Genomic DNA, 21,303 nt, shown 5'->3' with positions numbered 1-21,303 from the left:
AAATGAATTTAAGCCGTTTGCATGGAACGTGCAACTTTAAACCTTTCTTATGCGTGTATAACATAGAGGGGAGAAAAGGCAGTGACGATCGATGAAATTTACCAAATGTATATGAATGATGTTTACCGGTTCCTGCTCTCCATGACAAAAGACAAGCATCTCGCTGAAGATTTGCTGCAGGAAACCTTTATGAGGGCATACATACACATTCACTCCTACGACCACAGCAAAGTAAAGCCATGGCTTTTTCAAGTGGCGAGAAATGCGTTTATAGATTATGTCAGAAAACATAAAAAGGAAGTGACCATTTCCGATGACTTAATTGGGAGCCTTTTTCAGACGGCTGTTCAAAGCCCGGCTCATCAGATTGAAATCAAGGAAGTGCTGACAGGGTATATGTCCGAACTTCCCGACAATTATCGGGAGGCCTTAACACTGTATTATTTAAAAGAACTGAATTACAAAGAAGCATCCCATATTATGAATATTTCAGAGGCTAATTTTAAAAGTGTTTTATTTCGTGCCAGACAGCGGCTGAAAGCACTTTATAATAGAGGTGTTAATGATGAATGAAGAATTTAAAAAGCGTTTTTACCAATACAAAAATGGAGAAATGAGCGACCGGGAAATGGCCGCCTTTGAAGAAGAGCTGGAAAAGCTGGAAGTCTATCAGGAGTTGATTGAAAGCGAAATGCAGGACGACCGGGAATGGGACGTCGGCATCAGCCCGGAAAAACAGAAGGCCATTTTATCATACGGAAAACGCAAATCGTATTTGCGGATTTCAGTTCTCGCCGTCATCTCCACTTTGATGATTTTGCCGCTTTGCACTTTGGGAAGCTACCTCTATTACGGTCTGGGAGGAAAGGAAAGCACCGGCAATCAATTAATGGAGACCGCGGCAGTGACGGTGGCGACCACAATGCCGAACGTCCTTGTCGATACCTCCGGACTGAAAAGCCAGGTGAAGCTGTTTGGAATGAATACGGAATTTCCGCTGCAAAAGCAGATCGGCACAAAAACGAAATCCGTCGGCGGAGAACGGATTGAAATGTTTTTAGATACGGTCAAATCGCCTGCCGTTAACTACTATGATTTAGACGCGGCACAGGCAAAGCATTATTTCGCCCATCCTTCCGGCTTAAAGGAACGCACGATTGAAAAAGCCGGTCAGACATTAAAAAAATTGCCTGAAGGAAGCGTGGCGGAGGTCTATCTTTCTTATGACCGGGCCTACCCTTCTTCTCAAGTATATTCAACTTTTAAAAAATACGATGTGAAGTTTTTATGGAATGCGGTCGAAACGGAGAAAAATCTGAAAGACAGTCCTTATGCCGAGCCGTTAGGATTTCCCGGGAAAGATTCCAAGATGGTGTCCTCTTTCGAAACGCAAGGACAGACAGACCGTGAACAATTTATCAATGCCCTTGAATTTATGTCCCGCCATAAAAAATGGGCGCATGCAATATCGAAACGAAAAGACATGAATCTTGGCAGCCGAATCGACTATGTTGAACATCACGGAATGAACGTATACGGCTCTGTCGTGACGGGGCCGACAAAAGAAATCGAACGTCTGCTGAAAAACAAAACAGTAAAAGCAGCAAACATCGGTGAGGTGGAATTATGGAATTGGTAAGAATTTTTAAAGAGCATAATGTTTTCGGCTGGATATCAGTCGGTACCGCGATTTTGTCGCTGCTGCTTTTGAACGTGGCAATCATCAGCAATGTGACTTTCTATTCTTATCAGATGCTGCCGTTTGCGATGGCCGCCGTGCCGTTCGGCATCATTGAGCTGTTTATTAAAAAAGGACGGACGGGCCCGGGACTGCTCGGTGTCATTCTCAATCTGTTCGTCATTGTCTGTGTATATACGATCGTTGCGGTTGATACGAATCTGCAATTCGGTTTTTAAACATAAAAACAGGCCCTTTTACGGGGGCCTGTTTTTTTAAAATGAAAGAACGCCGATTAAATGCAGCAATACGACGATGATAGCCAGCGGCACGAGATATTTCAGAAGGAAATACCACAGTTGAAAGAAACGATAGCCGATGGCGGAACCGCTTTTCATCTCGGCAAACAGCTCCTGCTTCGGTATTTTCAGCGGGACGAAGATTGATATTAATAAAGCGCCGAGCGGAATCAGCACATTGCTGACGGTGAAATCCGCAAGATCAAAAAACGTTTTTCCGAACAAATGAACATCACCGAGAACACCGTATGATAAACAGGACGGAATTCCGACTAAGAAAATGAGCAAACCGCTTGTCCACGACAGCTTCTTTCTTTTCGTTTCATCACCTTTCCCGACAGTCGCCACGATAATTTCCACCATCGAAAAGGCCGAAGTCAGAGCGGCGAAGAAAAAGACAGCCAAAAAGCTGATAAAAAACAGCGAGCCGAACGGCAGCCGGTCAAACACAGCCGGCAGCACGGTAAACAGCAGTGTAGGCCCTTCATCCGGTTTAAAGCCGAACGAAAAAACCGCCGGGAAAATGGCCAGTCCCGCAAACAGCGTGACGAGCACATTCATCAAAACAATGGAACCCGCCGAACCCGGAAGATTTTGGGTTTTCGGCAGATACGAACTGTATGTCACCATGACCGAAACACCGAGCGTTAATGTAAAAAACGCCTGTCCTAAAGCATATAGGATGGATTCCGGCGTCAAATCTTCAAAGTGCGGAACCAATAAAAATTTAATCCCCTCAACGGCATGATCGAGCGTGACTGATCGCAGCACAAGCAATAGAAACAGCACGAATAAAATCGGCATCAGCACCGCACTGACACGTTCAATCCCTTTCTGCACGCCTTTTGCGACGACCGCCACCGTCATGATCATAAATACAAGCTGCGCAATGAGAGTCTGGATCGGATTTTCAATGACCGTCCCGAACACCGTGCCGTACTGCTCCTGAGTGAGCCCGGATAAAGAACCGGTAACGGCTTTTAACACATAAAGCAAAATCCACCCGCCGACAACACTGTAAAAAGACAAAACTAAAAAACAGGCCGCCACACCCACATAACCCGTGAGGTGCCATACCGACTTCGGCGCGGCTTGTTTGTAGGCATCAATCGCATTTGTCTGGCTCCGTCTTCCGAAAATAAATTCACCGAGCAAAAGCGGATAGCCTAAAAGCACGGTAAAGAGGACGAATAAAAGAAAAAAAGCGCCTCCTCCGTTCGTACCCGCTACGTAAGGGAACTTCCAAATGGCTCCCAGACCGATCGCCGAACCGGCAGCGGCCATAATAAATCCTATTTTCGAGGCCCATTGAACCCTTTTTTGGTCAGACACGACTTTCCACTTCCCTTCCGCCCTATATTATCCCTTATTCGCTGCGATAACTTAAGCCCATTTCAATATGTTTCATTATTCCGAAAAATAAAAAGGAGCGGCGGGTGCCGCTCCTTACAAATCCCCGTTTAATTTCGAATGCTTTCTCGAATATAAGAAATAAATCACCAGACCGATGATCAGCCAGATAAAGAAACGGAATATGGTGGTGGCGCCGAGGTTAATAATCAAAAACACGCAGAACAGAATGGACAATATCGGAATAAAGGGAACCCCCGGACATTTAAAAGCCCTCGGCAGATCAGGCTGTTTCTTTCTCAATACGATAACCGCCACGGAAATCAGGACAAACGCGGCAAGCGTGCCGATGTTCACCAGCTTCGCCAGTTCATCAAGCGGGACGAGCGAGCCGAGTAATGCTGACAGGATGCCGAACACCCACGTCACCACATGCGGCGTTTTATGCTTCGGATGGACTTTTGAAAGCGCCCCCGGCACCAAACCGTCACGGGACATGGCAAACATCACCCTCGTCTGGCCGTACAGCATGACGAGCATCACCGTTGTCATTCCCAACACTGCGCCGATATCAATAATCCCGGCCACCCAATTCTGTCCTGCCATCTGCAGGACGAGAGACACGGGATGGTCAACGCCTTCAAAGCGGGCAAACGGAACGACGCCCGTCATAATCGCCGATACGGTCACATACAGCACAGTGCAGACGATTAATGAAAAGATAATTCCTTTCGGCAGATCCTTCGCCGGATTTTTCGTTTCTTCAGCGGCGGAAGAGACGGCGTCAAAACCGATAAAAGAGAAGAAAACGAGCGCCGCGGCACTGAAAACACCGCCGAACCCCATCGGTATAAACGGCTGCCAGTTGTGAGGTTTGACATATACGGCCGCAACGGCGATAAACAATAGAACAACCAGAACCTTCAAAATGACCATAATATTATTGACCCGCTTCGATTCCCTAATGCCTAAGTAGAGGAGGAATGTAATCGCAAGCACGATAACAAATGCGGGGAGATTAAAGAATGTGACCGTGCCTTTTATTGACCCCGGCGCGGCCGTTAATGCGGTCGGAAGATGAATGCCGAAGCCCGCCAAGAATGATTGAAAATAGCCGGACCATCCGACCGAAACCGCGCTGACGGCGAGCATATATTCCAAGATTAAATCCCATCCGATAATAAACGCGAGAAGTTCACCCAGTGTCGCATAAGTAAACGTGTAGACGGAACCGGAAACCGGGACGCTTGAAGCAAATTCGGCATATGACAGAGCCGCAAATAAACACGCAAGAGCGGCGATGACAAATGAAACGGTCAGCCCCGGCCCCGCCGTGACAGCGCCTGTTCCGGTTAATACAAAAATCCCCGTTCCGATGATGGCCCCTATCCCCAGAAGGGTCAAATCAAAGGCCCCTAACTCTCTTTTTAGCGACTTTTCCCCGCCCGTTGCGGCAAGCAGGTCCTGAATGCTTTTCTTTCTGAATACGCTCCCCTTCATCTGCTTCACTCCTTGTAAACCAATATATGTTAGAATATTCAGATAACAATAGCAATAATGACTAAATTCTTATTTTTCGCATGAAATGTTTCAGCACATCATTCCTTTCTCCTATGTCATATTATAGCGAAAAATATAAAAATGAAAATAAATTTTTGAAAATTCTATATATTGTTTTTAGTTTTCATAAAACAGAACTCAGCGGATTCTCCACTGTGAAATATTAACATTAGTGATTTAGCTGGAGACTTCCATTTTTTGAAAATCGTATTCATATGTACGTTTAAATAAAAATCCCGCCCTTTTTAAAAGCGCGGGATAAGACTTGCGTATTATGTTGAAATAAATCTGCCGCCATTTACGTGAATGGTTTGCCCCGTCATATAGGAAGATTCGTCTGAAGCCAGAAGCACGTAAGCTCCGGCGTGTTCCGCAGGCTGTCCCGGTCTTCCCATCGGAGTGTCCAGACCATGCTTTTCCACCTTTTCTTCAGTAAACGTTGCCGGAATCAGGGCGGTCCAGATCGGACCAGGAGCCACCGCATTTACTCTGATCCCCTGATCGGCCAATGACATCGCCATTGAACGCGTAAAGGAAACGATGCCGCCTTTCGTGCATGAATAGTCGATCAATGATGTGTCTCCCTGATAAGCGGTAATAGACGTTGTATTAATGATGGCGCTCCCTCTTTGCAGGTGGGGCAGCACGGCTTTTGTCATATGAAACATAGAAAACATGTTTGTACGGAATGTCTTCTCCAGCTGTTCAGCTGTAATATCAAGAATCCCGTTTTGCGGATGCTGCTCAGCCGCATTATTAACGAGAATATCTATTTTTCCGTAGTGATCTAAGACTTGGCGGACCGCCTTTTGACAATGCGCCTCATCACCGACGTCTCCCGGAATTAACAGGCATTCGGCCTGGTATTCTTCCGCACGCTTTTTCGTTCTCTCGGCATCGGCATGTTCGTCTAGGTACAGGATGGCAAGATCCGCCCCTTCCTTCGCGTAAGCGATCGCAGCCGCTGCGCCGATGCCGCTGTCTCCGCCCGTGATGACGGCGACTTTTCCTTTTAATCTGCCCGACCCTTTTACATCCGGGTCCTCCAAGAGCGGTTTTGGCTCCATGTCTGACTCAATGCCGGGCTGGCGGTTTTGCACCTGCGGCTTTTGTCCTTCCGTCTGTCTGTCCATCGGATTCATATTCTCACACTCCTGCAATTGGTATTACTGAGACGATACCACGCAGTGCGGGGAGTTAAACGGACAAATATGCCGGTGATTAAAGCTGCTGAGCCGTTTCGGGAAAAGCGCCGGTGTATTTCGCAGACGGCCTGTAAATCATGTTGTCAGCGGACTGTTCAAGCACGTGTGCGCACCAGCCTGCCATTCTGCTTGCTGAAAAGGTCGGCGTAAACAAATCATTGTCGACATCAATGGCCTGCATCACAGCCGCTGCGTAAAACTCTACATTCGTATACAGCTTCCGTCCGGGCTTATATTGCTCTAACAAGCGGATGGCTTCCTTCTCCACATAAAGCGCCAAGTCAAGCGACGGATCATTTCCCGCCACTTCTTCAGCCTTTATGCGCAGCGCCTCCGCCCGCGGGTCTTTTGTTTTGTACACCCTGTGCCCGAAGCCCATCAGGCGTTCTCCCCTCATAAGCTTCGCTGCCAAATACGCTTCTGCATTTTCTTTTTCTCCGATGTCTTCAAGCATTTTCGTGACGCCTGAAGGCGCGCCTCCGTGCAGCGGCCCTTTCATCGTACCCAGTGCGGCAGTGACGGCAGACACTAAGTCCGATTCAGTCGAAACGGTGACTCTCGCTGAAAAAGTCGATGCATTCATCCCGTGCTCCATCGCCAGAATCATATACGTCTCAAGCGCTTTCTTTTGGGCTGCGGACGGCTGCCTGCCTGTCAGCATATACAAGTAGTTTTCAACGTGTCCGTATCGCGCCTCAGGTGACAACGCTTCCTTCCCTTGTTTACGGCGGTATCTGTACGCAATAATCGTCGGTGTGACGGCAATCAGTTTAATCGCTTCTTCCGGCTTGGGCGGATATGTAAATGAATCTGTGCCCAAACCTGAAACAGCCGTTCTCAGCACCGCCATGTCGTCCATTTCATCCGGAAGCGTTTCCAGTAAGCCGATCAAATGTTTCGGAAGCCCGCGCTCGGCTGCAAGTTCTTCCTGAAACGCAAGCAATTGCCGCTCATCAGGAAGCGCCCCGTTCAAAATGAGATACGCCGCTTCTTCAAAACTGGATTGCAGCGCGATATCCTTCGCATCATAGCCGCGATATATTAAATGCCCCTTTTCTCCGTCAATGTGGCTGATAGCCGTTTCTGCACAAGTAATCCCTTTCAATCCACGATAAATCAATTTCATTCCCCCTTATCCTCTTTCTGTTATTATAGTAAATATAATATTTAAAAAATAATGAATATTTTTAAGGGAATTAATTAAAACTTTTAATCAGAGGAGTGCATCTATGGATTTTAAATGGCTTCACACCTTCGTCACTGCGGCAAAATATGAGAATTTCAGAAAAACGGCGGAAACGCTTTTTTTATCTCAGCCGACCGTCACCGTTCATATAAAATTATTAGAGAAAGAAATCAGCTGCAAGCTGTTTCAGCGAAGCGGCCGGAAAATACAATTAACGGAAGAAGGAAAAGCATACGTGCCGTTTGCCATGAGGCTTTTGGAAGACTATGAAAACAGCATGGCGGAGCTGCACAGGGTGCGCCAGGGCTACTCGCACACACTGACACTCGCTGTTTCGCCGCTTATCGCCGACACCGTTCTCCCGTCTGTCATGAAGCGTTATACAGAGGACAATAAAGAAACCGAAATGACGGTCACCATTTTCGAATCGGAAGAAATCGCCTCTCAAATCAGAAACGGCTCAGCCGATATCGGACTGAGCTGCTTAAAGGTGCAATCATCTTCCCTCACTTGCCGCCCCCTGTACAATGACCCCGTTGTCCTCGTCGCGCCGCCCGGCCGAAAACCCGGGACAGGGAAGGCGGATGAAGTGAAAGACCTGTTCGGACAATATCTGCTTTTGACCCATAACCACCCTGACTATTGGGATGATTTGCTCCGCCAGGTCAGAATACAGTTCCCTTTCGTCAGGACAATGAAGGTGACACAGACGCATATTACGAAACGATTTATTAAAGAGGGGCTGGGTGTCTCATTTCTGCCGCTGTCAGCGGTACGGGCCGAACTCGCCGCAGGCAGCATGATTGAAATTCCGTGCGAATTCGCCCAGATGCCGAGCGCGGGCGCGTACGCCATTGCCCTCTATGAAAATGAGAAAAAGAAAACCTTTTTAGATTTTTTATCACATTTTCATTTTTAGGTGAAACAAATGGAGCTCTGTCCCGTCTAAATAAAAAACCCGTTCTGATGAACGGGTTTCTATCGCTGCTAGAATCTTTTCGCGCCAAGGTAGCGAGGTTTCCAGTAGCTGTTATTCAGATCACTTGTTGTGACGCCGTCAGAACCGGCATGGATGAACTTGTTGTTTCCGATGTACACACCCATGTGTGAAGGGCCGGCCTGATATGTTGTAAAGAAGACGAAGTCTCCTCTTGACGGGCTGGACACGCTCTTCATTGAGCTCCAGTATCCCGCAGTGCTTGTTCTGCCGACACTCGTCTGTTTGTTTAACAGGTACCAGATAAATCCGCTGCAGTCAAAGCCGGAAGTCGTTGTTCCGCCCCATACATACGGCGTGCCGATTAAAGATTGCGCATCAGAAATCAGCTTGTTTACATTCAGGCTCGTCTGTGCAGCATTATGGCTGGATGAAGGCTGCTTTGATGACGAAGATCCTGAAGACGTTGAACCGGAAGTTGATCCCTTTACTTTAAGAACTTGTCCGATGCGGATCAGGTCCGTTTTTAAACCGTTTAAACTTTTTAATTGGTTTACCGTCATTTTATATTTATTCGCAATTTTCCAAAGGCTGTCGCCTTTTACGACTTTATATGTAGACGATGATGACTTGCTGCCCGAATTTGAACCTGAAGATGATTTACCGTTGATCGAAAGCGTCTGGCCGATGTAAATGATATCCGATTTTAATTTGTTCTCAGATTTAATGGAATTAATTGACGTTCCGTACCGATTTGAAAGTCCCCATAATGTATCGCCTTTTTTTACCTTAATCGTTTGCGCAGATGCCGCGCCCGCAAACAAAGTCGTCCCCAAAACCACTGCCGTTGTTGCTGTAACAAGTTGCTTTTTCATGTTTTCCTCCCCGAATGATTCTATCTATTTTATGTGTCTCTTTTTTAAAGTTTTTATCTGTTTCCTATTATAAGGTTCAATTTCCACTAGAAATAGACTTGACTTCCCGTGACAAATTTCTTACTAATTCGTTTTTAAAAAAAGTTTTTAAGGGTATTAAATATTTCAATTTGATTTCAAACGTGACGAAAAATGAGTCAATTTGTCATGTTTTTTTCCTGTGATCCTCGTATTTTGGAAAAACAAAGCAGTTTATTTTCCAAATAACCCCTTGTTAAAAAAATCCTCGTCTTTTTCAAAAAAGTGAATGGTTTTCACTCTTTCTTGAAAACATAAGTTACACCGGAATTTACATTTCTAACAATGTTTCACCTGAAATTTACAGGAGGAACAGGCGCTCTTTACAAACATCCCCTACCATTAGACATGCAGACAAGATTAAAGGAGGACGAGTGAGAATGAGTCTATTTAAACAGGTTCGATCAAAACTTCTGCCGGCGGCAGCCGTATCCGTGCTGACAGCCGGTCTGATTGCGGGCGCGGGGCTTCAGCACTCCGAACAGGCTGCGGCAAAAAAACAGCCTGACAAAAACGAAATCAGAAACGTCATCTTCATGGTCGGCGACGGAATGGGCGCTCCCTATATGAACGCCTACCGTTCGGTCATTAACAAAGGAAAACCTTCGGATGGCATGAAACTGACGGCATTCGACCCCAATCTCACCGGTATGATGATGACTTACCCTGACGATCCTGATTCCAATATTACCGATTCCGCGGCGGCAGGCACGGCAATGGCCACAGGCGTGAAAACGTATAACGCGGCGATCGGAGTCGATAAAAAAGGAAAGCGGGTAAAATCCGTCCTCGAAGAAGCGAAACAAAGAGGCAAATCCACCGGACTTGTCGCAACTTCGGAGATTGCCCACGCCACTCCTGCGGCATTCGGAGCCCATAACAAATCCAGAAAAAATATGGATGACATCGCAAGCAGCTACTTTGATGACCGCATCAACGGAAAACAGAAAGTCGATGTGCTCCTCGGAGGCGGCAAATCAAACTTTATCCGTAAAGACCGCAATGTAACAAAGGATTTCAAAAAAGCGGGATACAGCTACGTTACATCAAAACAGGAGCTCAAAAAGGATCGTAACAAGAAGATTCTCGGCCTGTTTGCCGATGGCGGACTCGACAAAGCAATCGACCGCTCAAACGCCGTCCCTTCATTAGAAGACATGACAACGGCAGCGATCGACAGGCTGAACAAGAATAAAAAAGGGTTTTTCTTAATGGTCGAAGGCAGCCAAATTGACTGGGCGGGACATGACAATGATATAGTCGGCGCAATGAGCGAAATGAAGGATTTTGAAAAAGCGTATAAAGCAGCGATCGCATTTGCCAAAAAGGACAAACATACGCTTGTCGTTGCCACGGCCGATCATACCACCGGCGGATTGACGATCGGCGCGAATGACGATAAAAACTGGCATGTTGAACCGATTCTTGCCGCCAAAAAAACCCCGGCATTTATGGCTGACCAAATCAAAGCGGGCAAATCCGTATCTTCCGTGCTTGCGCGTTATACAGACCTGAAATGGTCAAAAGCTGAAATCAAACAGATCGAAACGGCAGCAAAACAGGATGCTGACAAGAGCATCTACAAAGCGATCATTAAGCTCTTTAATGCGAAAACCAACAGCGGCTGGACAACCGGCGATCATACGGGCGAAGAAGTTCCCGTTTACGCGTACGGTCCGGGAAGAGAGTCATTTACGGGGCTTTTAAACAACACGGACCAGGCCAAAAAGATCTTTCACATCCTGAAACACGGAAAATAAAAAAGGATGCGGGGGTTTCCCCGCATCCTTTCTTCTTTTACAGATATCTCCGGTGCACTCCTTTGCCGTCATAAGAAAACATCACTTCTCTGTCTTCAAGAACAGATTCGATGTGCACGCTCCTGCCCCACAGCTGGTACAGATACGGCAGCACTTTCTCCAAATATTTCAGATCAAGCTCAATTCCCTCATACCAATGTTTAATATAAAGCTCATTATTCTTCAGGTAATCCCCGTCATTGACGGTCAGATAAGGAAATCCTCCGTTGACCCGCATGTTCACGAGCTGGTCGCGCACGGCCTTCCATTCTTTGTCGATCACTTTATAGTCCCTGCCCTGTTTTTGGAATAAATACAAATCCTCACGCATCACGAGATCTTTCGTCAAATAATTGCGGATAAATGATATATCCGATTCAATTTCCCTGACCTCAAACATTTTCTCGCGGCCGGAACCGGGCTTTGCTCCTGTTTTTTTCATTTCATCTGTCGGGTTGTCATAACGCTCTTCGATGTCTTCAAAAATTTTCAGCCCTAAATAATACGGGTTGATTCCCGTTTTTGACGGCTGAACGACGCCTGCGTTCAGCTTCGCAAATTCGATGGCTTCATCTGAAGTCAGGTCAAGCTCGCGGATAATCCGCTGATGCCAATAAGATGCCCAGCCTTCGTTCATGATTTTCGTTTCCAGCTGCGGCCAGAAATACAGCATTTCTTCTCTCATCATGGTTAAAATGTCACGCTGCCACGGTTCAAGCTCCCGCGAATGTTCTTCGATAAACAGCAGAATATCTTTTTCCGGCCGGGGCGGAAACGGTTTTTTCCCTTTTTTCTTTTTCACCTGCTTCGGCTTATCCATTCCCCATAAATCATCGTAAGGCGATGGCGCGGTTTCTTCTTCGTCCTCCTCTTCGTCATCGACGCTCCACAGCAGCTTCGGCCTGACGAGCGACGGATCGATATGCTCCTGAATCGCCAGAATGGCATCTAAAAAGGACTCCACCTCTTTTATCCCGTGCATTCTTTCATAATGCTTAATCCGCTCCGCCGCAGCCGCCATACTCTCAACCATGTCCCGATTCGTATTTTGAAAGCGGCAGTTATTTTTGAAAAAATCACAATGGGCAAGAACATGGGCTACAATTAATTTATTTTGGATCAGCGAATTGCTGTCCAGCAAAAAAGCGTAGCAAGGGTTGGAATTAATGACAAGTTCATAAATTTTGCTCAAACCGAGATCATAATGGAGTTTCATCTTGTGAAATTGTTTGCCGAAACTCCAGTGGCTGAATCTCGTCGGCATGCCGTACGCGCCGAATGTATAAATAATTTCAGCCGGGCAAATTTCATATCTCATCGGGTAGAAATCAAGGCCGAAACCCTTGGCAATGTCGGTTATTTCCTCAATTGCCCGCTGTAAACCTTTTGTCTCCTCCGCGTTCAACCGAATCCCCCCTACTTGGACTTATTTATAATGTATGACCCCTCCTCTCAAAAGATGAAATAACAGACCGGTTTCCGGCTGAAAACTTTCGGCACATCCGCCCCGTTTGCTTTATATGTAAGTGGGTAAAACACACACCATACCCCAAAAAGAAAAGGAGCGATTCTACTTGAATACAGCAGACATGCTTACGACGTATCTCAGCAAACTCCCGAATCTGATCATTGCACTGCTCGTCCTGCTTATCGGCTGGGGCATTGCCAAAATCATTGAAAAAGCCGTATACAAAGGCCTGCAAAAAACAAAAATCGACGACAGGCTGTTCGCCGAAAAAAAGCCGGCGCGCTATTCCTCAGAAAAAGTCATCAGTAAAGTCATTTATTTTATCGCATTAATCATCGTTTTTATTCTATTCTTTAACATTCTGCATCTGACAACCGTGGCTTCGCCTTTTGTCAGCATGCTGTCAGCGATAACGGCGGCAGTGCCGAGCATTTTAAAAGCCGGCCTGATTCTGCTGTTGGGCTGGGCGGCCGCTTCGCTTTTCAGCTATCTCGTCAAAAAAGCGGGCATGAAACTCGCTGAAAACGGCCGGCTCAGAAAATGGACAATGGTGTCTGAAGAAGCGGAGATGAGCAGATCCGTTACGGCCGCTTCACGAATCGTTTTTTACTTCGTCTTGCTCTTGTTCCTGCCCGGCGTCTTGGCCGCTCTCCAAATCAGCGGAGTATCAGGGCCGTTTACAAATATGATCCAAAGCGTTTTGTCCTTTATACCGAAATTATTCGCCGCGGCGCTGATTGTTTTAATCGGCTGGCTTGTTGCCCGTCTCGTCCGTGATATCGTCACAAACTTTCTGGCGAGTATCGGCACGGAAAGGCTTGCCGCACGTATGGGGCTTTCTATTTATCTGAAGGATACAAGCCTGTCGGCAATCATCGGAACGATTGTCTACGTGCTGATTTTCATTCCGGTGATCATCTCTGCGCTTGACCGGCTTGATGTGGCGGGTATTTCTGAACCGGCGTCAGCCATGCTGCACACGGTCTTCACAATGCTCCCTAATATCATCATCGGTATTGTGCTGATCATCGCCGGCATCTGGATCGGAAAATGGGTCAACAGCATTGTATCCGGGCTCTTGCACCGGGGCGGTTTCGACTCTCTTCTCGGTAAAATGGGCTTTGAACAGGCGGGTACCCCGAAGCTGACGCTTTCTCAGACGGTCGGCATGATTGTTCAGATCATCATCGTCCTGCTCTTTACGGCAGAGGCGCTGCAGCTTGTCCATCTCGAATTTCTCGTTGTTATCGCAACCGGTATTATCGCTTACCTGCCTAATGTTCTGGCCGCTGTATTTATTCTCGGAATCGGGCTTTTGGCCGGACAGCTCGTCAGCAGGCTGCTTGCCGGCATGCTGAGCGGAAAGGAATTCAGATTCCTGGCGCCGCTTGCGAAATATACCATTATCACTCTTTCAATCTTTATGGCGCTGGATCAGCTCGGTGTCGCCGACACGATCGTAAATGCCGCGTTTATTCTGATTCTGGGCGGTTTCGCGCTTGCCTTCGGACTTTCATTCGGTCTTGGCGGAAAAGAATTCGCCTCCCGTTATCTCGCAAAATTGGATCGCAAAATTGAAAAACATCAATCGGCTGACGATCGTAAGCCGCCGATGTCTTAACGAAAAAAACGTGTGCTCAGAAGGAGCGCACGTTTTTTTTTGAGTTAAAGGGGCAAATTCCTTTTTTTTCATTTTAAATTCATATATGATAGACTGTAACAGAAGCAAAATCTCTTTTTTCGAGGTCATTCTATGAAATTAACGAACTATACCGATTATTCTTTACGCGTTTTAATTTTTTTGGCTTCCAGACATTCCGACGAACTTTCCAACATAAAAGAAATCGCAGATACTTATTCCATCTCTAAAAACCACCTCATGAAAGTCATTTACCGCCTCGGACAGCTCGGATATGTCGAAACGATCCGGGGCCGGGGAGGCGGAATCCGATTAGGAATGACACCGGAAGACATAAACATTGGAGAAGTCGTTCGAAATACAGAAGACGACTTTAACATCGTAGAATGCTTTGACTCCAAAAAAAATCTCTGTATTATATCTCCCGCCTGCAACTTAAAGAACCTTCTGAATGAAGCCCTGCAAGCTTACCTGGCCGTTTTAGACAAATATACGTTAAGGGATCTGGTCAAAAACAAAGAGGAGATTATGAGACTGCTCAGAAGCTGAAGGAATGTCCGCATTCCTTCTTTTTTTATGCCGGCATAAGAAAAAAGGACTATTTCTATTAATATGATAAACGATTGCAGACAAGTGCCGATATAAAGATTATCATTACTGATATCCTCACCTTGCGGCTGCAACGAATGGGGATAGAAAAATTATCGCAGGAAAAGGGAGATTCACTATGAAAAAAAAGGTAGCGGTCGGTTTGACTGCATCTGCGATCGTCGGGTCTGCGTTAGCTGTAACACCGGCAGAAGCACAAACGATTAAGGTTAAAAGCGGAGATTCATTATGGAAGCTTGCCCAAAACTACAATACAAGCGTGGATGCCATTACATCAGCGAATCATCTAAAATCCACCGTTCTTTCTATCGGGCAGACGCTCAACATTCCTAACGGCAAATCAGATTCCGGCAGCAAAAAGCCATCTTCAAAGAACAGCGGCACGACTAAAAGCGTTTATACAGTGAAAAGCGGAGACTCGCTGTGGCTGATCGCATCTGATTTTAAAATGTCCGTACAGGAACTGAAAAAATTGAACGGTCTGACAAGCGACTTAATCCGCGCCGGACAGAAGCTGCAAGTGACGGGGAAAGTTTCCTCAAGCACCGATCAGAAAAAAACCGCTCCTGGCAGCAGCTCAAACAGCAGCAAAAATCAGTCATCATCTTCCGGGACGTATAAAGTCAAACTCGGCGATTCACTATGGAAGATCGCAAACAGCGTCAATATGACCATTGCGGAACTCAAAGTATTAAACAACTTAAAAACGGATACGATCTACGTAAACCAAGTCCTGAAAACAAAAGGAACGTCTTCTTCGGGAAACACGCCGTCAAAAGACAATTCAAACCAAAATAAAAACCAGACGCAAACGTCATCTTATACAGTAAAAAGCGGAGACTCACTCTGGAAAATCGCAAACGCATACAATATGACGGTTCAGCAAATCAGAAGCATCAACAAACTGACGTCAGACATGCTGCGGGTCGGACAAGTGCTTAAGCTGACCAAAACGTCATCTTCCGGCTCTTCGACTTCACCGTCAACTCCGAACCAGTCCGGAGATACAGGGAAAACCACTACATATACCGTGAAAAGCGGGGATTCTTTATGGGTTATCGCCCAAAAGTTCAATGTGACCGCCCAGCAGATCCGCGAGAAAAACAATCTGAAAACAGATGTTCTTCAAATCGGACAAAAGCTGACGATTACCGGGCAGCAGACAAACACGACACCGAATCAGTCCGGCAACACAGGCGGCACAGGTTCAACAAGCGCGAAGATTAATGTAATGATCGATGCCGCAAAAGCTCAACTGGGCGTACCGTATGTATGGGGCGGGACAACGCCGAGAGGCTTTGACTGCAGCGGTTTCATTTATTACGTTCTCAATAAGGTCACTTCTGTATCCAGACTTTCAGCCGCAGGCTACTGGAATACGATGACATCAGTCAGCCAGCCGGCGGTCGGTGACTTTGTCTTTTTCTCAACTTATAAAGCCGGACCTTCCCACGTCGGTATTTATCTCGGGAACGGCCAGTTTATTAATGCCAACGATTCGGGTGTCGTTATTTCCAGCATGAACAATTCCTATTGGAAACAGCGCTACCTCGGCGCAAAACGTTTCTTCTGATATCTGACAAGCTGTACGGCCTCAATTAGGCTGTGCAGCTTTTTTTACAGTCTGAAAATATTAATGCTGATCACGTGTTTTGTTACGGGATGGAAATACACTTCAGCACGGGATGAAAACGTTTCTTTTGTTGTTTGCACCGTTACGCGAAACACATCTTTCGTCTGTTCCCGGTTCACTTTTGTACGGCCCATGTACGAATAATCAGTAAGCTCGGCCCCCTTGTATTCACGTTCAAGCTGGTTCCATGCGAGCTGCTCCCATTTTTCAACTGATGGATCAAGGTGTTCTGTATGCCCTTTTTCAGAGATCGAGGCAATGAGAATGCCGCAAAACAAGAGGGCAAGCGCAAATGGAAGGGATTTCATCTTATGTTCTCCTGAGTCGTTTTTTGTCAATCTTAGCGTGTCCAAAGAAGAGACGGATATGCGGTTTTATTTTATGTCTCCCTCATATTGCTATGCCGCAGTGATAAGGACACCAACTTTTCCCCCGTTGCATCCGGGCTTCAGCGGCATAAACTAACGGAGAACTTCTCATTGAAAGGAGAAGCGTTAGATGGATCATGCCGATTATGACAAAGCCTTGTATTACACACACCGATCTCAATGGGACAATTTGTTAATATTGATGGTTCGTACAAAAGATGATTTATTATCAAAGCGTATTGAGCACTTTCTGCACGCGTATCATTTCGAATATGATCATGCGGTGCTTGAAAAAGAGCTGTATTCTCTTCTCGGGTATATTGATCATGCGACAGAGCTCGCTTATGAAGATCAATTAGCCATGCTGACATAAAAACAATCCCGGCGTCAGACGCCGGGATTTCTTGTGTTTGTGAACATATTCAGCTCTTCGATCATCTCTTTCAGGCTGACCGCTATATCCTCAGATACGGTCCGGCGCTCCATGTCAATGTGAATCGGGTCTAAGACCAGCTGTTTCGGGATGACATTTGCATAAACGCCCCGCATGACCGTCCGCATATTCGCCAGCGCGTTCATGCCTCCTTTTCCTCCGCCCGCCGCGGCAATGATTGCCACCGGTTTGTATGCCCAGTGATCGCTGCTTAAAAAATCGATGGCGTTTTTTAAAGCGCCGCTCATGCCGCTGTGATACTCGGGAGATAATAAGACGACGGCCGCCGACTTTTTCACCTGCCGCCTTAACTCTTGCACTGAAGGCAGCTCGTTCTGTTCTTCTTCACCGTTATAAAGCGGCAGATCACTTTCGCTCAAATCAATAAAATCGGTATGAAACCGATCTCTGATATAAAAAGCGGCAATTCTAGTCCGCCCGTTTTTTCTCGGTGTTCCGCTGATCACTAATATGCTCATGATTTTACCGCCTTTCCAAAAACATTATATTTTACCGCATACAATGCCGCCTGCGTCCGATCGGAAAGATTCAGCTTTGACAGCAGGTTGGACACGTGGGTCTTCACTGTTTTTTCTGAAATAAACAGTGCCGCCGCAATTTCCTTATTGCTTTTCCCTTTGGCTATTTCTTGAAGAACATCTTTTTCACGAGGGGTCAGGTGATAATATTTTTCCTTATCCTGACCATCCTGAACCATATGGGTCAGCACATGAGGCACAATATCCGCCGACAGCCGGTAACGTCCGGAATATACTTCCCGGAGCGTTTTTACTAAATCATCGGGCTGGGCGTCTTTCAGCTGATACGCTTTTGCGCCGGCTTTAAGGGCGGGAATGACATGCTCCTGATCAGAATAGCTCGTCAAAATGACGATACTGATGTCCGGAAATCGTTCAGCCGCAATTTTTGCCGCTTCTATGCCGTCCATATCAGGCATTGATAAATCCATCAGAATGATGTCCGGCTCCGTCTTTTCAGCTTGCTGAAGCGCTTCAGCACCGGTGGATGCCTCACCGGCAACTTCAATGTCTTCCTGAGTGGCGAAGAAATAGCGCAGTCCTTTGCGGACAACGTGATGATCATCAGCAATCACAATTTTCATCAATCAGACCTCCTATCCCGAAACGGAAGCCGAACTGAGACAATCGTTCCGGCGCCAAGCTCGGATTGCAGTGTAAAGCGGCCTCCGATCGCTTCAGCCCGCGCTTTCATGCCGGCCACGCCGAGCGATGGGAGCACAGCATGCACATCAGCGCTGAAGCCCGCTCCACGGTCGCTGATGTGAAGCTCAGCGCAATCCGGCTTTTTAACGGCGGAAATGATAACCCGGTCCGTTCCCGCATGCTTTTTACAGTTATTCAAGGCTTCCTGGGCGATCCGCCAAAGCGCGTGTTCCTGTTCATCTGTAAGCTCCAGCTCATCCTCCATTTCACAAACGGCTTCCAGGCCGATGAGAGCGGCATAGCTTTTGATCGACGCATACAGCCCTTTCGTCAAACTTTCCGGCTTCAGCTGCCAAATAAGCGCCCTCATTTCTGTTAGCGCATCCTGAGACAGCTCTTGAATAAACATAATCATCTGCCGGAGCCGATCATCATCTGTAAAGCTCTTTGCGGCTTTTGCCGTTAAGCTGACAGAAAACAGCATCTGATTGACGGAATCATGCAGCTCTTGCGCAAGTCTGCTTCGTTCCATCAACAGGGCGTTCTGCTGCTCAAATTCGGCCAATTTCATCCGCTGAATCGCCGTTCCGATTTGAAATGCAACCGCTTCAAGCAGATGCAGTTCTTCTTCGTTGAAAAATGTCTTTTCACTTGCGGCGACGTTTAATAAACCGAACTTCCGGCCGCCGTCCTCAAGCGGTACGGTCGCATGATGGGTAATGCCCTCCGTATCGCGGCAGTTCGTCGTCTGTTCCGCAAATTCAATCCGTTTACAATTCATTATGTTTACGGCTTTTGTCAATCCGCCATTGCTGAATTTGGTAAGACAATAGCATTCCCCGCTGCACATGAGTGCATTTTCCCGCTGACCGAGAGCCGGCGGTAAATAAGCGGATGCGGCGAGCGTATAAGACCCGTCCGGCTCAATCAGAAAAATCCACCCTGTCTGCAGCCCGGTCAGGCTGAGCAGTTCGCGGAGCACTTTATCAAGCGCTTCCTTTAAATCGTGGCTTTGGTTTAAGGTTTCCGCAATCGCTTTTAACGTTTTTAACGTTTCTACCGTCGTTTTCGTCAATTTCCCTCACTCCGGCCAATCAGAATTATCCATATTATATCAATTCTTTTCTGTATATTCCTTTGTTTTCAGCATGAATTTTCCTCATACTTTCGGATGAAACGTAAAAAAAACCGCCGGATGTCGCTTCCGGCGGTTTGTTGTTTATTTCGTATTTTCCACTATGCCATCCACCGTTTTCATGACGGCTTCAGATAATGCGGCAAGACGCTGTTCGCTGTCTTGTAAAGAAGTTCCCTTCACGGCGAAATAGAACTTCACTTTCGGCTCCGTTCCCGATGGACGAAGGCAGAACCAAGAGCCGTCTTCAAGGAAATATTTCAGGACATTTGACTTCGGAAGATCAATATCTTCTTCACGATGATCGGCAAATACAGTCCGTTTTCCCGTTGAATAGTCCTCAGCCTGTGTGATTTGTTTTCCGGCCATCTGCTTCGGCGGATCGTTTCGGAAGGAAGTCAGGATAGCGGAAATCTGCTCTGCTCCCTGTTTTCCTTTTAACGTCAATGACTTCAAGCCTTCACGATAATAACCGTATTCTTTAAAAATGGACAGCAGCGCGTCATAAAGCGACATGCCCTGCTTTTTATAAAAGGCGCATACCTCGACGGCTAACAGCGCAGCCTGGATCGCGTCTTTGTCACGCGCGAAATCGCCGATTAAGTAGCCGTAGCTTTCTTCATACCCGAACTGGAACGTGTATTGGCCTGATTTTTCATATTCTTTGATCTTTTCACCGATAAATTTGAAGCCTGTCAGCGTGTCAATCGTATCTAACCCGAACGATGAAGCGACGGAGCGGCCCAATTCGCTCGTGACAATCGTTTTCATGACGACACCGTTTTCAGGAAGGGTGCCCTGTTTTTTCTTCTCGGAAAGCAGGTAATGCAATAAAAGCGCGCCTGTCTGATTTCCCGTCAGCACTGTGTACTTGCCTTCGCTGTTTTTTACGGCAATGCCGAGACGGTCGGCATCCGGGTCCGTAGCGACGAGAATATCGGCATTTTGTTCTTCTCCGAGTTTAATGGCATATTCGAATGCCGCGTGCTCTTCCGGATTCGGCGATTTGACGGTTGAAAAATCCGGGTCCGGCAGCTCTTGCTCCTTTACGACGGTGACGTTTTTGTAACCGAGTGCTTCAAGACCGCGGCGTACCGGTTTATTTGCCGTGCCGTGCAGCGGAGTGAACACGACGCTGACATCCACTTCATCCGAAAGCTCGGGATGTACGGAGATGGAAGTCAGTTTTTCAGTATACGGTTTATCAATTTCTTCACCGATTATTTTAATCAAACCTTTTTCTTTCAGCGACTGTTCATCTTCAACTTGAATCGTTAATTCATTTTCTATGGCATTCACTTCCGCAATGACGATGTCCGCTTCTTTCGGCGGCAGCTGTGCGCCGTCATCGCCATACACTTTATATCCGTTATATTCAGGCGGGTTATGGCTGGCCGTCACGACGATACCGGCATAAGCGTTCAGCTTTCTCACCGCAAAAGACAGCTCAGGCGTCGGGCGGAGCTCATCAAATACGTATGTTTGAATGCCTTGGGAAGCAAGGGTTTTTGCAGCTTCCATCGCAAACTCAGGAGATTTATGACGGGAGTCGTATGCGATCGCAACCCCTCTTTTTTTCGCGTCTTCTCCCTGTTTTTCGATATACGCCGCAAGTCCGGCGGATGCTTTGCGGACCGTGTAAATATTCATCCTGTTCGTACCCGGCCCGATTTCTCCTCTCATGCCTCCTGTTCCGAACTCAAGATTTTTGTAGAAAAAATCTTCCAGCAGCTGCTCGTTTCCTTCTGCGTCCGCCAATAATTTTTTCAATTCTGAATCTAATTGTTCGGCCTGATTCCAGCGTTCGTAGCTCTTACTCCAACTCATGTTCGTCCTCCTATAATTTCAGCTTATGACCATATTTTAA

General features: G+C 46.8%; 20 protein-coding genes. 9 read left to right on the top strand and 11 right to left on the bottom strand.

The genetic code is table 11. From position 1 onward, the window contains the following. Positions 1-81 precede the first annotated feature (81 nt). The 3 genes from sigM to GNE05_RS05205 are packed head-to-tail and all read left to right on the top strand — an operon-like array spanning position 82 to position 1,917. Positions 82-573 carry an RNA polymerase sigma factor SigM gene (gene sigM / locus GNE05_RS05215; RefSeq protein ID WP_003155312.1) on the top strand — a complete coding sequence of 164 codons (492 nt, stop codon included), beginning with the start codon at positions 82-84 and terminating at the stop codon, positions 571-573. Next, entirely contained in the window at positions 563-1,639 is a 1,077-nt protein-coding gene (locus GNE05_RS05210; RefSeq protein ID WP_087920756.1) for an anti-sigma factor, read from the top strand. The genes sigM and GNE05_RS05210 overlap by 11 nt, the downstream gene beginning before the upstream one ends. After that, on the top strand, positions 1,627-1,917 hold the full coding sequence (locus GNE05_RS05205) for an anti-sigma-M factor (protein WP_003155315.1): 291 nt from the start codon (positions 1,627-1,629) through the stop codon (positions 1,915-1,917). Before GNE05_RS05210 ends, GNE05_RS05205 begins: the two co-directional genes overlap by 13 nt. 36 nt (positions 1,918-1,953) lie before the next feature. Here the strand turns inward: GNE05_RS05205 and GNE05_RS05200 are convergent, their stop codons facing one another. The 4 genes from GNE05_RS05200 to GNE05_RS05185 all read right to left on the bottom strand — a co-directional run bounded on the left by GNE05_RS05200 (position 1,954) and on the right by GNE05_RS05185 (position 7,212). Continuing rightward, positions 1,954-3,309, bottom strand: a complete 1,356-nt coding sequence (locus GNE05_RS05200; RefSeq protein ID WP_022553614.1) for a sodium-dependent transporter — start codon at positions 3,307-3,309, stop codon at positions 1,954-1,956. A gap of 114 nt (positions 3,310-3,423) precedes the next feature. After that, a complete protein-coding gene (locus GNE05_RS05195; RefSeq protein ID WP_014417297.1) occupies positions 3,424-4,827 on the bottom strand; it encodes a branched-chain amino acid transporter BcaP in 1,404 nt (467 codons plus the stop codon). A 332-nt stretch (positions 4,828-5,159) separates the two neighbouring features. Further along, positions 5,160-6,029 (bottom strand): SDR family oxidoreductase, encoded by an 870-nt coding sequence (locus tag GNE05_RS05190; RefSeq protein ID WP_015417120.1) that lies wholly within the window; start codon positions 6,027-6,029, stop codon positions 5,160-5,162. 79 nt (positions 6,030-6,108) lie between these two features. Further along, positions 6,109-7,212, bottom strand: coding sequence for a citrate synthase/methylcitrate synthase (locus tag GNE05_RS05185; protein ID WP_065180685.1), 1,104 nt, complete (start codon positions 7,210-7,212; stop codon positions 6,109-6,111). Positions 7,213-7,321: 109 nt separating this feature from the next. Between GNE05_RS05185 and GNE05_RS05180 the strand changes: the two genes are divergently transcribed. After that, the gene (locus tag GNE05_RS05180; protein ID WP_007409271.1) at positions 7,322-8,197 is read left to right on the top strand and encodes a transcriptional regulator CitR; all 876 of its coding nucleotides are present in this window, start codon (positions 7,322-7,324) and stop codon (positions 8,195-8,197) included. A 68-nt stretch (positions 8,198-8,265) separates the two neighbouring features. Here the strand turns inward: GNE05_RS05180 and GNE05_RS05175 are convergent, their stop codons facing one another. Continuing rightward, positions 8,266-9,090: a C40 family peptidase gene (locus GNE05_RS05175; protein WP_014417294.1), complete on the bottom strand. Its 825-nt coding sequence runs from the start codon at positions 9,088-9,090 to the stop codon at positions 8,266-8,268. A gap of 458 nt (positions 9,091-9,548) precedes the next feature. On the opposite strand from GNE05_RS05175, the gene GNE05_RS05170 reads away from it, so the two are divergent. Beyond that, positions 9,549-10,928 carry an alkaline phosphatase PhoA gene (locus GNE05_RS05170; protein ID WP_043021357.1) on the top strand — a complete coding sequence of 460 codons (1,380 nt, stop codon included), beginning with the start codon at positions 9,549-9,551 and terminating at the stop codon, positions 10,926-10,928. Between the two features lie 37 nt (positions 10,929-10,965). Here GNE05_RS05170 and GNE05_RS05165 read toward each other — a convergent pair whose 3' ends face one another. Then, positions 10,966-12,372, bottom strand: coding sequence for a SpoVR family protein (locus tag GNE05_RS05165; RefSeq protein WP_022553618.1), 1,407 nt, complete (start codon positions 12,370-12,372; stop codon positions 10,966-10,968). Positions 12,373-12,541: 169 nt separating this feature from the next. Between GNE05_RS05165 and GNE05_RS05160 the strand changes: the two genes are divergently transcribed. From GNE05_RS05160 to GNE05_RS05150, 3 genes are all read left to right on the top strand, one after another. Then, entirely contained in the window at positions 12,542-14,056 is a 1,515-nt protein-coding gene (locus GNE05_RS05160; RefSeq protein ID WP_021494910.1) for a mechanosensitive ion channel, read from the top strand. A gap of 132 nt (positions 14,057-14,188) precedes the next feature. Beyond that, the gene (gene nsrR / locus GNE05_RS05155) at positions 14,189-14,623 is read left to right on the top strand and encodes a nitric oxide-sensing transcriptional repressor NsrR (protein ID WP_007610306.1); all 435 of its coding nucleotides are present in this window, start codon (positions 14,189-14,191) and stop codon (positions 14,621-14,623) included. Between the two features lie 178 nt (positions 14,624-14,801). Next, positions 14,802-16,256, top strand: coding sequence for a peptidoglycan endopeptidase LytF (locus GNE05_RS05150; RefSeq protein WP_014417290.1), 1,455 nt, complete (start codon positions 14,802-14,804; stop codon positions 16,254-16,256). Positions 16,257-16,300: 44 nt separating this feature from the next. Here the strand turns inward: GNE05_RS05150 and GNE05_RS05145 are convergent, their stop codons facing one another. Beyond that, complete coding sequence (locus GNE05_RS05145) at positions 16,301-16,624, bottom strand: DUF3889 domain-containing protein (protein WP_029973217.1); 324 nt, start codon at positions 16,622-16,624, stop codon at positions 16,301-16,303. A 190-nt stretch (positions 16,625-16,814) separates the two neighbouring features. On the opposite strand from GNE05_RS05145, the gene GNE05_RS05140 reads away from it, so the two are divergent. Further along, positions 16,815-17,057: a YhdB family protein gene (locus GNE05_RS05140; protein WP_003155335.1), complete on the top strand. Its 243-nt coding sequence runs from the start codon at positions 16,815-16,817 to the stop codon at positions 17,055-17,057. A 14-nt stretch (positions 17,058-17,071) separates the two neighbouring features. Here the strand turns inward: GNE05_RS05140 and GNE05_RS05135 are convergent, their stop codons facing one another. From GNE05_RS05135 to GNE05_RS05120, 4 genes are all read right to left on the bottom strand, one after another. Next, the gene (locus GNE05_RS05135) at positions 17,072-17,596 is read right to left on the bottom strand and encodes an NADPH-dependent FMN reductase (RefSeq protein ID WP_029973218.1); all 525 of its coding nucleotides are present in this window, start codon (positions 17,594-17,596) and stop codon (positions 17,072-17,074) included. Further along, positions 17,593-18,240 (bottom strand): response regulator, encoded by a 648-nt coding sequence (locus GNE05_RS05130; RefSeq protein ID WP_160182528.1) that lies wholly within the window; start codon positions 18,238-18,240, stop codon positions 17,593-17,595. Before GNE05_RS05130 ends, GNE05_RS05135 begins: the two co-directional genes overlap by 4 nt. Continuing rightward, on the bottom strand, positions 18,240-19,376 hold the full coding sequence (locus GNE05_RS05125) for a GAF domain-containing sensor histidine kinase (protein ID WP_160182527.1): 1,137 nt from the start codon (positions 19,374-19,376) through the stop codon (positions 18,240-18,242). Before GNE05_RS05125 ends, GNE05_RS05130 begins: the two co-directional genes overlap by 1 nt. 144 nt (positions 19,377-19,520) lie before the next feature. Then, positions 19,521-21,263 (bottom strand): phospho-sugar mutase, encoded by a 1,743-nt coding sequence (locus tag GNE05_RS05120; RefSeq protein WP_088056542.1) that lies wholly within the window; start codon positions 21,261-21,263, stop codon positions 19,521-19,523. Positions 21,264-21,303 lie beyond the last annotated feature (40 nt).

Origin of the sequence: Bacillus sp. AM1(2019) (assembly GCF_009906915.1) — a bacterium.
In the GTDB taxonomy this organism is placed as follows: Bacteria; Bacillota; Bacilli; order Bacillales; family Bacillaceae; genus Bacillus; species Bacillus velezensis.
The sequence above is the reverse complement of the archived record's forward strand: the minus strand, read 5'-3'. Positions and strand labels throughout refer to the sequence as shown.

What these genes read in the sequence shown, in the direction of transcription:
- GNE05_RS05120 (WP_088056542.1), bottom strand. Translation starts at nt 21,263, where the DNA reads ATGAGTTGGAGTAAGAGCTACGAACGCTGGAATCAGGCCGAACAATTA.
- GNE05_RS05180 (WP_007409271.1), top strand. Translation starts at nt 7,322, where the DNA reads ATGGATTTTAAATGGCTTCACACCTTCGTCACTGCGGCAAAATATGAG.
- GNE05_RS05175 (WP_014417294.1), bottom strand. Translation starts at nt 9,090, where the DNA reads ATGAAAAAGCAACTTGTTACAGCAACAACGGCAGTGGTTTTGGGGACG.
- GNE05_RS05170 (WP_043021357.1), top strand. Translation starts at nt 9,549, where the DNA reads ATGAGTCTATTTAAACAGGTTCGATCAAAACTTCTGCCGGCGGCAGCC.
- GNE05_RS05205 (WP_003155315.1), top strand. Translation starts at nt 1,627, where the DNA reads ATGGAATTGGTAAGAATTTTTAAAGAGCATAATGTTTTCGGCTGGATA.
- GNE05_RS05210 (WP_087920756.1), top strand. Translation starts at nt 563, where the DNA reads ATGATGAATGAAGAATTTAAAAAGCGTTTTTACCAATACAAAAATGGA.
- GNE05_RS05150 (WP_014417290.1), top strand. Translation starts at nt 14,802, where the DNA reads ATGAAAAAAAAGGTAGCGGTCGGTTTGACTGCATCTGCGATCGTCGGG.
- GNE05_RS05195 (WP_014417297.1), bottom strand. Translation starts at nt 4,827, where the DNA reads ATGAAGGGGAGCGTATTCAGAAAGAAAAGCATTCAGGACCTGCTTGCC.
- GNE05_RS05135 (WP_029973218.1), bottom strand. Translation starts at nt 17,596, where the DNA reads ATGAGCATATTAGTGATCAGCGGAACACCGAGAAAAAACGGGCGGACT.
- GNE05_RS05130 (WP_160182528.1), bottom strand. Translation starts at nt 18,240, where the DNA reads ATGAAAATTGTGATTGCTGATGATCATCACGTTGTCCGCAAAGGACTG.
- GNE05_RS05145 (WP_029973217.1), bottom strand. Translation starts at nt 16,624, where the DNA reads ATGAAATCCCTTCCATTTGCGCTTGCCCTCTTGTTTTGCGGCATTCTC.
- nsrR (WP_007610306.1), top strand. Translation starts at nt 14,189, where the DNA reads ATGAAATTAACGAACTATACCGATTATTCTTTACGCGTTTTAATTTTT.
- GNE05_RS05140 (WP_003155335.1), top strand. Translation starts at nt 16,815, where the DNA reads ATGGATCATGCCGATTATGACAAAGCCTTGTATTACACACACCGATCT.
- GNE05_RS05190 (WP_015417120.1), bottom strand. Translation starts at nt 6,029, where the DNA reads ATGAATCCGATGGACAGACAGACGGAAGGACAAAAGCCGCAGGTGCAA.